Consider the following 12626-nt stretch of genomic DNA (forward strand, 5'->3'; position numbering starts at 1 on the left):
CACTTTCCGTGCGCCATGGTGGGACAAAGGAGTCGAGCCGGGGGGATCTTCCATGATCGAGCAGGCGTACGTTCAAGCCGTCGACCAGACCACACCCACGATCCGGGCCGTCAGGACCCGGATCTCGCAGAAGGTGGATGCGACGGACGGCCCCGTCCTCGACCGCCTCAGGTTCTGGTTGCAGATGCCGGCCGATCCCACGTTCGGGAAAATGATGGACAACGACTGCCAGGGGCGCGCCCAAAGGGTCGGCACCGCGTTGAGCCCCGGGGAAGAGGGGCCGTACAAGCCCTCGGATCTGTCGGTGCCGTTCCAGGTCGGAGGCAAATGGACCGCCATCGACAAAGCCGTGAAGGCCGACCGCGCCGTGATCATCAGCGGTTCGACCGGGCACGTGGGGGGAAGCGCGAGCCAGTTCAACAACGAACGTAACACCGGTTTCCATGTGATCGTCTTCCTGGCCGTCGGGCAGGAGCAGCCCTCCGGACGCCGCTACTACCTGGGCTTCGACCCGGACGTCAGCGCCACGGCGGAGTCCCGGGCCGAGTGGCGGCTGCTGGTCCCCGGTGACACCGGGACGAAGACGCAGGAGTTCGATGACGCGAAGAGCGTTCAGGTCGTCAAGGCCATGATCCTCGGCGACTCGCAGGACGGATTCGGCCCGCTGGTCCGTAAGTACTACATCGAGACGGACAAAGCCTTCCCCAAGGTGATTCACGTCTGACACGTGTGACACGTCCGACACGTCCGAGCGCACCCCGGGCGGCGAGCCGGCGTCGGCAATGCCCGATGACGCCGGCTCGAACCCGTCTGCCGGGCGACGACAGACTCTTGACGTGAGCATCACATCCGCCGAAGAATGACGACGGCCATGTGACAACGTTGTCTGCGGAAAGTGGAAATGAGAAGGTCACGCCGCACACCGCAGCACGCCCCGGCCGCGGTGACCGGGTCCGGGCCGTCGGGTACGCGCCGGGTCCGGGCCGTCGGGTACGCGACCTCCGGCGCGGGGCCGCCGTACGCCTTCGGGACACCCGATCCGGTCGGCGGAGCGTCCTCGCGCCGACGGCCGCACCGCCGTCGCTCCGGGCGCGGCCCCGGATGTGGACCGGCCACGCTGCCCCACTCGAACTGCCCCCTCGATTGGAGACCCGCATGCGCGCAGGAACGTACCGGTTGAGACGCGGGCTGCTGGCATGGTGCGCCGCGGCCGTGGGCGTCGCCGTCGGGCTGGGAGGTCTCACTCCCCCGGCCACGGCCGCCCCCGGGAACGCGGCGGTCACGTCGTGGAACGTGACCCACGGTGCGGGAGGGCCCGGCGACACCCTGACCGCGCGACTGCAACTCGACGCGGCACGGGGCACCTTGTCGCTGGGCGCGCGCCGAGGCGCCACCACCGTGCTCGAACCCGCCCCGGTCGGCATCACCACCGACTCCTCCGACCTGACCACCGGTCTGCGGCCCCGCGGCCACACCGTACGGAAGGTGACCGAGCGCTACACCACGACGACCGGCAAGCAGCGCAGGCGTACGGCCCGTATGACCGAGGCGCGGTTCTCCTTCGCCAAGGACGACGGTGCCCGGCTCGACCTGGTCGTCCGTGTCTCCGACGACGGGTTCGCCTACCGCTACGTGCTGCCGGGCGACGACGGGGTGACGGTGCTCGGGGAGGCCTCCGCGTTCCAGGTGCCGGGCGGGGCGGCGGCGTGGCTGATGCCGTACACGCCCAACTACGAACGGCCCCGCACCGAGACCACCGCCGCGGGCGCCGCGGCGGGCGACTACGCGTACCCCTCGCTCTTCCGGGTCGGCACGTCCTACGTCCTGCTCACGGAGTCGGACGTCGACGGCCGTTACGCCGGCAGCCGTCTCGCGCACGAGGCCGGGAGCGGCCGCTACGCCGTGGAGCTCGCCGACGAGCGCGTCTCCTCCGCCGGCCCGCTGGCCACCCCCTGGCGCACCGCCGTCATCGGTGACCTCGCCACCGTCACGGAGTCCACCCTCGTGGACGACCTGGCGCCCGGCTCCCGGGTGGCGGACACCTCGTGGATCCGTCCGGGCAAGGTCGCCTGGTCCTGGCTGGCCGGTTTCGGCGCCGCGCAGCGCAGCCTGGAGACCCAGCAGCGGTTCGTCGACTACAGCGCCGCCCACGGCTGGGAGTACACACTCGTGGACGACGGGTGGAAGACCGAGGACTGGATGCCGCGGCTCATCGAGTACGCGCAGCGGCGCGGGGTGAAGATCCTGCTGTGGATGCACTGGACCGATCTGGACACGGCCGCCGAACGCGAGGAGGCCCTGGACAGGGTCAAGGGGTGGGGCGCGGCCGGGTTGAAGATCGATTTCATGGACTCGGACGCGCAGGAGCGCTTCCGCTGGTACGACGACGTCCTCAGGGCGACCGCGGAACGCGAACTGCTGGTCAACTTCCACGGATCGACCATTCCGCACGGCATCCAGCGCACCTGGCCGCACGTCATGTCCATGGAGGCGGTCTACGGCGCCGAGCAGGGCAATGTGTCCCTCGCCGACATCACCACCCTGCCCTTCACCCGGAACGTGGTGGGATCCATGGACTACACACCCATGGGATTCCAGTTCGGCACCCGTACCACCTCCGAGGCCGCGGAGCTGGCCCTGTCCGTCGTCTACGAGTCCGCCTTCCAGAACTTCGCCGGTTCGGTGGCGGCCTACCGGTCCCGTCCGGAGCTCGAACGGTTCCTCGACCAGGTGCCGACCGTCTGGGACGAGACGCGGCTGCTGTCCGGGAGTCCCGGTGACGGGGCGACCTTCGCCCGGCGGCACGGCGACCGCTGGTTCGTCGGTGACGTCGGCGCCGCCGACGGGCCTGCCACGCGGCGCGTACCGCTGGACTTCCTCGGCGGTGGCCGCTGGCGGCTGGAGGTCCTGCGGGACGGACCGGACGGCCTGGTCCGCGACTCCCGGGTGACCGACCGCCGCGGCGTCCTGGCGGTCCCCACCACGGCGGGCGGCGGCTTCGCCGCGCTGATCTGCCGTGCCGTGCCCGGCCGCACCACCTGCGACCGACCGGTGGAGCGTCTGCCGTTGACCGCCCTGTCGGCCACACCGCGGAAGGCCGACGCCGACCCGGGAACGACGGTCGACGTCGAAGGCGGCCTCCAGGTCGAGGAGTTCGGTCCGGTGCGCGACGCCGACGTACGGGTGAGCGCCCCGAAGGGGTGGACGGTCACGGACGGCACCGCTCACGCCGACGAGCTCGCCACCGGCGACGCGCTCGGCACGCGTGCCGTCGTGCACGTCCCGCCGGACGCGGCGTACGGCTACCACGACGTGGTGGTGAGCGCCTCCTACCGGGCTCCGGGCGGCAAACCCGATGTCACCCCGCTGCGCCACGAGCGGACGGTGCGGGTGTTCGTGTCACCACCGGGAGTGGACTACGTGAGCGACCTGCCGTTCGCGGCGGAGCGCAACGGCTGGGGGCCGGTCGAGCGCGACGCCTCGAACGGGGAGAGCGCCGGAGGCGACGGCGGTCCCCTGCGTATCCGCGGCACCGCGTACGACAAGGGCCTCGGCATGCACGCCGCGGCCGAGGTGTCCGTCGACCTCCGGGGCGCGTACGACCGCTTCCGGGCCCGGGTGGGCGTCGACGACGAGGTCGGCGGCGCGGCCACGGTCGCTTTCGAGGTGGTGGGCGACGGGCGGCTGCTCGCGCGGACCGGGGTGATGACCCCCGCGGACGCCGCCCGCGCACTCGACGTCGACGTCAGCGGGGTGGAGCGCCTGACGCTGCGCGTCACCGACGGCGGCGACGGGATCGACTTCGACCACGCGGACTGGGGGGACGCGGAGTTGCGTCCGGCCACCGCACCGGCCACGACCGACACCGCCTGACAGTGGCCTCCGGGCCGGGAGGGACACCGATGTACGCCGGGGACGACGCCGACTCCCTCAAGACGGCGGCGGAGCAGTTCGCCGCGGCGCGCCCCCGGCTCTTCGGTGTCGCCTACCGGGTGCTCGGCAGCGCCGCCGAGGCCGAGGACGTGTGCCAGGAGGCATGGGTGCGGTGGCAGAACGCCGACCGTGCGGACGTCGTCGAGCCGACCGCCTTCCTGACCACCGTGGCCACGCGTCTCGCGATCAACACGGCCCGGTCCGCCCGGGTACGGCGCGAGTCGTACGTCGGACCGTGGCTCCCCGAGCCGGTCGACACCGGCCCGGACCCGCAGCTGGGGGCGGAACGCGCCGAGGCCGTCGAGATGGCGGTCCTCCTCCTCCTGGAGAAGCTGAACCCGGTGGAGCGGGCGGCCTACGTCCTGAGAGAGGCGTTCGACTACCCCTATCGGCAGGTCGCCGGCATCCTGGGGACGAGTGAGCCCAACACCCGCCAGTTGGTGAGCCGTGCGCGCAGGCACCTGTCCGCCGAGCGGCGGGAGCAGGTCGGCCGGGGCGAGCACCGGCGGCTGCTGGAGGTGTTCCTCGGTGCGGCGCGGACGGGCGACCTGAAGGCGCTGGAGGACGTCCTGGCCGCGGACGTCGTCAGCTACACCGACGGCGGCGGGATGCGGGGCGCGTCGAGGGTCCCGGTCGTCGGACGCTCACGCGTCTCCCGCTACCTCGCCGCCTTCGCACCGCGGTTCTGGCCGGGGTCGGACGCCCGCTGGGTCGAGGCCAACGGCCGGCCGGCGGTTCTCGTCCGCTCCGGCGCGAGCGCCGTGGCCCTGCTGTCCGCCGACGTGTCGGCCCAGGGGATCGACCGGCTCATGTGGGTGATGAGCCCGGCCAAGCTGGCACCCTATGTGACCTCGCTGAACGCCTGAGCCCTCGGAACCTACCGCCGGCTCCGTACCAGCAGGTACAGGAAGTACGGTGTGCCGATCGTCGCCGTCATCAGTCCGGCGCCCAGCTGGGCGGGGGCGATGACCGTGCGGCCGAGCAGGTCGGCCGTGCAGACGAGGGCGGCGCCCAGCAGGACGGCCACCGGTACCACCCGTACGTGCCGCCGCCCCACGAGGGCGCGGGCCGCGTGCGGGGCCACCAGGCCCACGAAGGCGATGGTGCCGGCCGAGGCCACGGCGGTCGCGCTGAGCAGGACGCTCACGACCAGGAAGCCCAGCCTGGCCCGGGACAGCCGCAGGCCGAGCAGGCGCGGGGTGTCCCCGTCCAGGGAGACGAGGTCCAGCTCGGTGCGCCGGGCGACCGCGACGGCGAGGCCGGCCACCAGCACGAGCGCGACGGGCACGACGTCCGGCATGGTCCGGCCGTACGTCGAACCGGACAGCCAGGTCAGCGCCTTCGTGGCGTTGAACGGGTCGGTGAGCACGATGAGCAGGCTGATCAGCGCCGCGGTACCGGCGGCGACGCCGATGCCGACCAGGACCAGCCGGTTCTGCTGGTAGCCGCCCCGGGCCGCGAGGCCGAAGACGAGGACGGAGGCCAGGGCGGCGCCCGCGAAGGCCGCGCCCGCGACGCTCCACGTACCGGCCACGGGCACGGTGGTGACCAGGAGCACGGCGCCCAGCGCGGCGCCGCCGGACACGCCCAGGACCCCCGGGTCCGCGAGCGGGTTGCGGGTCACCGCCTGCACCAGCGTGCCGGCCAGGGCCAGTGCCGCGCCCGCGCACAGGGCCGCGAACACCCGGGGCACCCTGGTTTCGAGGACGAAGGACACGGCCCGGCCGGCCCGGCCCTGCGTCCAGTTGGCGACGTCGCCGAGCAGGAGTTTGCTGTCGCCCAGCAGGACGCCGCCGAGCGTGACGCCGACGACCACGGCGACCAGTACGGCCGTGGTCGCCAGGAACACCGTCCGGCTGGGGATGCGCAGCCGGTCCGGTGCCTCGGCGCCGGACGTGTCCCGCAGGCGCAGGGCCGTCACCACCAGGAACACGGCGCCGACCAGGCTGGTGACGACGCCGGTGGGCACGGCGACCGCCCGGTCCGCGGGGACGAGGGCCCGGAGCAGCACGTCCGAGCCGAGGACCAGCCCCGCGCCGGCCAGGCCCGCCACGGGCAGGGCCGTACGGGAGCGGGCGAAGCCGCGGAACCGGCGGGCGAGCGGGCGTACCAGGGCCGGGGCGCACAGGCCGACGAAGCCGATGGGCCCCGCGAGCGTGACGGCCGTCGCGGAGAGCAGCGCCGCCAGGACGACCACCGTCACCCGGGTGGCGCGGACCGGGACGCCCAGGCCGCGCGCGGCGTCGTCCCCGAGGGCGAGCGCGTCGATCCGGCGGGCGGTCAGCAGCAGGCCGGCGAGCCCGGCCACGGCGACGGGCAGCAGTTGCAGGACGCCGTCGAAGCCGTTCTGGCTGATGCTGCCCTGGTTCCACTGGTAGAGGCCCTCGGTCTGCTCGGGGAACAGCAGGAGCAGGCCCTCGGTCAGCGAGTTCAGGCCCAGTGCCAGCGCGGTGCCGGCGAGGACCAGCCGTACGGTGCCCGTGCCGAGGCCCGAGAGGACCAGGACGACGGCCGCGGCCAGGAGCCCGCCGGCGAAGGCCACCGAGGAGGAGGCGAGCAGCGGGAGCGAGACGCCGGTGGCACCGGCCAGCCCGAGCGCCAGGTACGAACCGGCGTTCACCGCGAGGGTGTCGGGCGAGGCGAGCACATTGCGGCTGACGGTCTGGAGCACGGCGCCCGCCACGCCGAGGACGACGCCGACGAGGATGCCGGCGGTCATCCGCGGCAGCCGGGAGGCGATCACGACGGACGCGTCGGACTGGTCGGCCCGGCCGGTCAGGGCCTTGAGCACCTCGGCCGGTCCGACGGCGGCGGTGCCCTGGGTGATGTCGGCGATCCCGAGGGCCAGGACCAGGAGGACGAGCGCGGCCGTCACCGCGGCCACGCCCGTCCGGGACGCGGCCGTCGACGGACGGGCGACGGGGGAGGTTGCGGTGACGGCCATGGTTTCCGTTACTTCGTCAGTTACTTCGTCAGTGCGTCGACGACGGCGTCGATGTACGCCTCCATCGATCCGGGGCCGCCGAACATCCAGATGCCGTCGGGCAGCCGGTGCACGTCACCGTCCTTCACGAACGGCAGGGACTTCCACACGGCGTTCTTCGCCAGGACGCCGGTGAAGGGGGTGGCGGACTTGTCGTCGTCGTTGCCGATGTAGGCGAACCGGGTGCCCTTCGGCAGGTCGGTGAGGCCCTCGACGTCGGTGGTGCCCAGACCGTAGGCCGCGTCGCCCTTGACCTTCCAGGCGTTCTTCAGGCCGATGCTCTCGTTGACGGTCCCGATGAGGGAACCGCTGGTGTACGGGCGCAGGGAGACCTGGTTGGAGGCGACGTAGCCGTCGGCGAAGGCGATCTGCGTGCCGTCGAGGCCGGCGTCGGCGAGGGCCTTCTTGCCCTCGGCGACCTTGGCGTCGAAGTCGGCGCGGACCGTCTTCGCCTTGTCGGTGGTGCCGGTGGCCTGCGCGATGAGGTCGAGGTTCTTGAACATCTGCCCGATCTGGTCGGCACCGTCGGCCGACTTCACCTCCAGCACGGGGGCGATCTCGCGCAGCTGCTTCAGGGCGGCGGGCGGCAGGTCGGAGGTGGCCACGACGAGGTCGGGCGAGAGGGCGGCCACGGTGTCCATGCTCGGCTCGCCGCGGGTGCCGATGTCCTTCGGCTCGTTCTTCAGCGGGACGGCGGAGACCCAGGTCTTGTAGCCCTTGACGTCGGCGGCGCCGACCGGGGCCACGCCGAGCGTGGCGAGGCTCTCGATCACGTTCCACTCGGTGGCGACGACCTTGGTGGCCGGTCCGTCGAGCTTCACCTTCTTGCCGGAGCCGTCGGTGAGGGTGATGGCCCCGGAGGTCTTGCCGGCCTTGCCGGCCTCGGCGGTCTTGTCTGCGGCAGGCTCGGTGGTGCCGCACGCGGCAAGGGTGAGCGCCGCGGCGGTGGTGGCGGCCGCGGTGAGCAGGAGGCGTCTCATGAGGTGGTGCCGAGCCTTTCGGTTCGCATGTGTCGGGTGTGGTGCCGGCCGACCGGGCGGGTGCGCAGCCGGCCGCTGAGGGGGTCTGTGTCGACGTCGATCCTGATGCCGTAGACGGCGGTGAGGCGTTCCGGTGTCAGGACGTCCTCGGGCGGGCCGTCGGCGACGACCCGGCCCGCTTCGAGCAGGGTGATCCGGTCGGCGACGGCCGCCGCCTGGTCGAGGTCGTGCAGGACGACCCCGACGGCGATCCCGTGCTCGTCCGCCAGGTCGCGGATGAGGTCGAGGAGCTCGATCTGGTACCGCAGGTCGAGATAGGTGGTCGGCTCGTCCAGGAGCAGCACGCCGGTCTCCTGGGCGAGGCAGCTGGCGAGCCACACCCGCTGGAGCTGGCCGCCGGACAAGTGGTCGGCGCCCCGTTCGGCGAGGTCCGTGACACCGGTCAGCGCGAGGGCCCGGTCGACCGCGGCCGACGCGTCGGGGTCGGGCCGGCCGAAGCGGCCCCGGTAGGGGTAGCGGCCGAACTCGACGACGTCCCGCACGGTCAGTCCGCCGGGCGTGGGACGGCCCTGGGTCAGCAGGGCCACGTACCGCGAGAACTCACGGGCGCTCACGGCGAGGCCGTCGGTGTCGGTGTCGATCCTGAGGGTGGCGTGGCGGGGTCGCTGCAGCCGGGCGATCGTCCGCAGGAGCGTCGACTTGCCGCTCCCGTTGGGGCCGACCAGGACCGTGACCTCGCCGGGCCGGAGCGCGACCGCCGCGTCGTGCACGACGTCGACGCCGTCGTACGACACGGTCACGTCCGTGGCCGACAGGGCATGGCCGCGCAGGCGCGGCGTACCGGCTGTTTCTTCACCAGATCTCACCTGGCGAAGGTTAGCCTACCCTTATTTGTGCTGGACAGGGGGTCCGTCCGCCGGTTCAGGCGGTCTGCCAGGACCCCGGGTCCCACACCCCCGAGCGGCGCAGCGAGGCCGGGCAGTGCAGGTATATCTCGTCGATCTCCAACACCAGTGCCAGCGCCGGGCGTTGCCCCTTCACCGTCATGGCGTCGAAGAACGGGGCGTCGGTCAGGATGCGGGTCCTGCCGTTGACGCGCAGGACCTCCTTGCCGCCCGGGATCAGGTAGAGCAGGCCGGCGTGCGGGTTGTCGAGGATGTTGTGGAAGCTGTCGCCCCGCCGGTTCCCCGGCCGGTCGGGCAGGGCGAGCGTGCCGGAGTCGACGACGTGCGTGAAGCCCGGGACGTCCCCGCGCGGCGAGACGTCGCAGTTGCCGCGCGAGTCGGAGGTGGCCAGCAGGCAGAAGGGTGAGCGGGCGATGATGTCGCGGTCCGGGTCGGTGAGCCGGTCGTGCACCTTCTCGATCACGATGGGCCAGGGGTCGCCCAGCAGTTCGCGCAGCTCGGCACCGGACCCGAGCTCGGCCCACCCTTCCCGGGTCGCGGCGTCCGGGCCCTTGGCGGCGGCGGTGTCGATCGTGTGCGGCAAGGCCGACTCCAAACGTGCGTGTCTCCGACGAGCAGGTACGTTCCGAACATTACCTGCTCTTAGGATTGCCTTACCTAACGATCCGGTGCGCCCTCCCGACCGGTGTCGCACGCCCCTGGTGGCGCGGCCCTGCGGGGGCTTGACGTGCGGACGCCCGCCCGACAGGCTCCGCGGCAGTGGCCACGCCCCGATCGTCCGGTACGCCCACGCCCGCGGCCACGTCCGAAGCCACGAGGAGTGATGCCCGGTGCCTCCATCCGACTCCGCCCCGCGCGTGGAGCTGACACCGGCCGCGGCCGGGCTGCTGCGCAGGCTGCGGTCCGTGCACGGACCGCTGATGTTCCACCAGTCCGGCGGCTGCTGCGACGGCAGCGCGCCCATGTGCTACCCCGAGGGCGAGTTCCGGACGGGCGACTCCGACGTGCTGCTGGCCTCGCTGGCCGTCGAGGGGGTCGAGGAGCCGGTCGCGTTCTGGATGGCGCGGAACCAGTACGAGGCATGGCGCCACACCCGGCTGATCGTCGACGTGGTGGAGGGGCGGGGCAGCGGCTTCTCCCTGGAGGCGCCCGAAGGGGTACGTTTTCTGACGCGTTCGCGGCTCGTCGGCACGTAGTCGTCGCCATGGCACCCGCTCTGTGGTGAACTCCCCGGTGTCCTGGGCCATTTGGCCCGTTCGAGGAACCGGCGGAGAGAGCAGGGGCACCGTGACACGACGCACCGGACGACTCAGAACCGCACTGACGGTCTTCGCCGCGTGGAGCACGCTGGCCGGTGCCGCCCTCGCCGGGGCGGCACCGGCCGGCGCCGCGCCGGGCTTCAGCAGGATCGCACCCGGCGTGCGCTACACGGAGTTCGACATCCCGGCCGCCCACGGGACGGCGCACGCCCATGTGCTCAGCGTCGATCTCGGCGACCCCCGGGTGAGCGTCGACCTGCTCCACCCCGGCGCGGTCGCGGCCCGGTCCGCGGTCTCGGTCATGACCGACGCCCGGGGTGCCGTGGCGGGCGTCAACGGCGACTTCTTCAACATCACCGAGACACAGCACCCCGGCGTCGAGGCGACCGGCGCGCCCGTCGGTCCCGCCGTCGCGAGCGGGCGCGCGCTCAAGGCCGCGGTCCCGGACGGCCAGCGCTTCGGCCCCGCCCTGCCGCCCGGCACGAGCACCGAGGACGTGCTCGGTGTGGGCACGGACCACAAGGCCCGCCTCGACAGCCTGGCCCTGGAGGGTTCGGTCGAGACCGCCGCGGAGCGGCTGCCGCTCGGCGGCCTCAACCAGTACGCGCTGCCCGTGGGGTCCGTCGGGGCGTTCACCGCGGACTGGGGCCGGGCCTCCCGGGTGCGGGCCACCTGCGGGACGGACACCGACCGGGCCGCGCCGTGCAGTACCGACGTCCACGAGGTGACGGTCCGGGAGGACCGGGTCGTGTCGTCGGCCGGGACTCCCGGCAGCGGGGCCGTCGCCCCGGACACCACGGTCCTGGTGGGCCGGGAGGCGGGGGCCCAGCAGCTGCGGAAGCTCGCCGTGGGCGAACCGGTCGTGGTGCGGCACGAGTTGGTGGCCGCGTCGGGGACCCCGTACCACTTCGCGATCGGCGGTTACCCCGTCCTGCGGGACGGTCTGCCGCTCGCCGGACTGGACGACGTGACGGCGGCGGTGCGGACCGCGGCGGGTGTCTCGGACGGCGGTGCGCGGCTGTGGCTGCTGGCACTGGACGGGGCACCCGAGTTCCGCGGCGGCCTCACCGTCGCGGAAGTCGCGGACGCCATGAAGCAGTTGGGTTCGGTGGACGCGTTCAGCCTGGACGGCGGCGGCTCCAGCACGCTGGCGGCCCGGGAGCCGGGGTCGGCCACCGCCACCGTGCGCAACCATCCCAGCGGTGGGGCCGAACGCCCGGTGCCCAACGGGATCGGCGTGTTCTCGCAGGTCTGACACGGGCGGCCCGCCACCCCGGGCTCACGGCCTGAGCGTGCTGACGATGTCGGCGGTCGCCGTGAGCCCGTTGTGGATGGTCGGCGCCATGCTGCTGCTCGCGAGGCAGAAGCCGAGCAGCATGCAGACCACGGCGTGCGAGACCTTCAGCGCGCCGTTGCGTACGAAGACCACCGCCAGGATCACCAGCAGCAGCACCACAGAGATGGAAATGGCCACCGTCAACCTCCTCCGCCACGTCCGCTCCGCGGCTTTCGGCCGCAAGTGTGGCGCAGAGGGTGGTTTGTCCGGGCGGCTGACGTGTCCGCCGAACGTGTGTTGACTGCGTGTGAAAGCGCTGGGCTACGCCTACCGGTGTCCGCGGGCGTCCAGGAACGCTTCGAGGCCCGCGAGGTCGTCGGTGTTGAGGTGGTCGACGCCCGCCGCGAGGAGTTCGCCCCACAGGGCGTCACGGGCGGGGCCCGGCAGGTCCGGGGTGGCCCAGAAGCGGACCCGCTGTCCGCGGGAGTGCGCCGTCGAGACGATGGCGCGCAGCTTCTGCCGCTCGGCCGCGGGGAACGGGCCGACGCCCCGCCAGGTGAAGTTGAGCGTCCAGTTGTCGCTGACCAGCGGCAGGAAGGAGGCGGGGGCCGGAGCGGGGGCCAGCAGGTCGAGCAGCCGGCCGTCGTAGAAGGCGCGCCGCACGGTCTGGGCCTCCATGGGCACCCGGGCGGCCCGGTCGCCGGAGATCACGGCCGTCACCGCGCCGGGGACCACCCGGCCGTGGGCGTACGTGGTGAACAGGTGCCGGTAGCGGCGCAGCCGGCGGTCCAGTTCGAGGTACGTCGAGGAGCCCTCGGTCTTGAGGTCGATCAGCAGCTGGAGCGGTCTGCGGTGGCCGCGGTACACCGAGCCGCGGCCCGCCTTCACCCGGGCGGCGAGCGGGTCCAGGTAGAGGGCTTCCAGGGTGCGGGCCGGGTCGAGCTCCACCGGGTCGTGCGCGACGAGGAGTTGGCCGTCGACGAGGAAGATGTCGGCCTCGACGCTGCCGAAGCGGTGGTCGAGCGCGTCGAGGAGGGGCCGGGGGTGGAGGTAGTCGTTGTGCGCGTGGGCACGCCACAGCGGACGCGGGCGGCGGTGGTCCTCGCCCGCCTGCGCGTACGCGGGCAGGGCGATGCCGCCCGCCAGGCCGGCGGCGAGGGTGGTGAGGGCTCTGCGACGGGTGGTGAGGGCCATGTCTGCCTCCCTGGAAGTGCCGTACGGGGCGCGGGGACGCCCCGGTCCGGCGGTGTCGGAACTGGGGAGAGTATGGGGTGCCGACACGGCCGGGGA

The 12626-nt window shown here is 72.9% G+C and carries 11 protein-coding genes; 5 read left to right on the forward strand and 6 right to left on the reverse strand.

The features are described from left to right. Window positions 1–52 precede the first annotated feature (52 nt). From KM933_RS09240 to KM933_RS09250, 3 genes are all read left to right on the forward strand, one after another. Complete coding sequence (locus KM933_RS09240; protein WP_221350108.1) at window positions 53–724, forward strand: hypothetical protein; 672 nt, start codon at window positions 53–55, stop codon at window positions 722–724. A gap of 431 nt (window positions 725–1155) precedes the next feature. After that, window positions 1156–3873: an NPCBM/NEW2 domain-containing protein gene (locus KM933_RS09245; protein ID WP_221350110.1), complete on the forward strand. Its 2718-nt coding sequence runs from the start codon at window positions 1156–1158 to the stop codon at window positions 3871–3873. Between the two features lie 29 nt (window positions 3874–3902). After that, the gene (locus tag KM933_RS09250) at window positions 3903–4799 is read left to right on the forward strand and encodes an RNA polymerase sigma-70 factor (RefSeq protein WP_221350112.1); all 897 of its coding nucleotides are present in this window, start codon (window positions 3903–3905) and stop codon (window positions 4797–4799) included. A gap of 11 nt (window positions 4800–4810) precedes the next feature. On the opposite strand, the gene KM933_RS09255 is transcribed toward KM933_RS09250, so the two are convergent. Genes KM933_RS09255 through KM933_RS09270 form a run of 4 tightly spaced genes read right to left on the reverse strand, consistent with a single transcriptional unit; the run spans window position 4811 to window position 9384 of the window. After that, on the reverse strand, window positions 4811–6967 hold the full coding sequence (locus KM933_RS09255; protein ID WP_308013318.1) for an iron ABC transporter permease: 2157 nt from the start codon (window positions 6965–6967) through the stop codon (window positions 4811–4813). Further along, on the reverse strand, window positions 6898–7896 hold the full coding sequence (locus KM933_RS09260) for an iron-siderophore ABC transporter substrate-binding protein (RefSeq protein WP_221350116.1): 999 nt from the start codon (window positions 7894–7896) through the stop codon (window positions 6898–6900). The genes KM933_RS09255 and KM933_RS09260 overlap by 70 nt, the downstream gene beginning before the upstream one ends. After that, complete coding sequence (locus tag KM933_RS09265) at window positions 7893–8762, reverse strand: ABC transporter ATP-binding protein (protein ID WP_221350118.1); 870 nt, start codon at window positions 8760–8762, stop codon at window positions 7893–7895. The genes KM933_RS09260 and KM933_RS09265 overlap by 4 nt, the downstream gene beginning before the upstream one ends. A 55-nt stretch (window positions 8763–8817) precedes the next feature. Then, a complete protein-coding gene (locus tag KM933_RS09270) occupies window positions 8818–9384 on the reverse strand; it encodes an MSMEG_1061 family FMN-dependent PPOX-type flavoprotein (protein WP_221350120.1) in 567 nt (188 codons plus the stop codon). A 247-nt stretch (window positions 9385–9631) separates the two neighbouring features. Here KM933_RS09270 and KM933_RS09275 point away from each other — a divergent pair, with 247 nt between their 5' ends. Next, the gene (locus KM933_RS09275) at window positions 9632–9997 is read left to right on the forward strand and encodes a DUF779 domain-containing protein (protein WP_308013314.1); all 366 of its coding nucleotides are present in this window, start codon (window positions 9632–9634) and stop codon (window positions 9995–9997) included. A gap of 91 nt (window positions 9998–10088) precedes the next feature. Then, window positions 10089–11315, forward strand: coding sequence for a phosphodiester glycosidase family protein (locus KM933_RS09280; RefSeq protein ID WP_221350122.1), 1227 nt, complete (start codon window positions 10089–10091; stop codon window positions 11313–11315). A gap of 24 nt (window positions 11316–11339) precedes the next feature. Here the strand turns inward: KM933_RS09280 and KM933_RS09285 are convergent, their stop codons facing one another. Continuing rightward, window positions 11340–11534, reverse strand: a complete 195-nt coding sequence (locus KM933_RS09285; RefSeq protein ID WP_221350123.1) for a hypothetical protein — start codon at window positions 11532–11534, stop codon at window positions 11340–11342. A 129-nt stretch (window positions 11535–11663) separates the two neighbouring features. Then, entirely contained in the window at window positions 11664–12530 is an 867-nt protein-coding gene (locus tag KM933_RS09290) for a phosphatidylinositol-specific phospholipase C/glycerophosphodiester phosphodiesterase family protein (RefSeq protein WP_221350125.1), read from the reverse strand. Window positions 12531–12626: the final 96 nt, after the last annotated feature.

The organism is Streptomyces beigongshangae, from assembly GCF_019710745.1.
Taxonomy (GTDB): Bacteria; Actinomycetota; Actinomycetes; order Streptomycetales; family Streptomycetaceae; genus Streptomyces; species Streptomyces beigongshangae.

Excerpts from the sequence above, each read along its gene's own strand:
- KM933_RS09245 (WP_221350110.1), top strand. The coding sequence starts at position 1,156 with ATGCGCGCAGGAACGTACCGGTTGAGACGCGGGCTGCTGGCATGGTGC.
- KM933_RS09250 (WP_221350112.1), top strand. The coding sequence starts at position 3,903 with ATGTACGCCGGGGACGACGCCGACTCCCTCAAGACGGCGGCGGAGCAG.
- KM933_RS09260 (WP_221350116.1), bottom strand. The coding sequence starts at position 7,896 with ATGAGACGCCTCCTGCTCACCGCGGCCGCCACCACCGCCGCGGCGCTC.
- KM933_RS09290 (WP_221350125.1), bottom strand. The coding sequence starts at position 12,530 with ATGGCCCTCACCACCCGTCGCAGAGCCCTCACCACCCTCGCCGCCGGC.
- KM933_RS09240 (WP_221350108.1), top strand. The coding sequence starts at position 53 with ATGATCGAGCAGGCGTACGTTCAAGCCGTCGACCAGACCACACCCACG.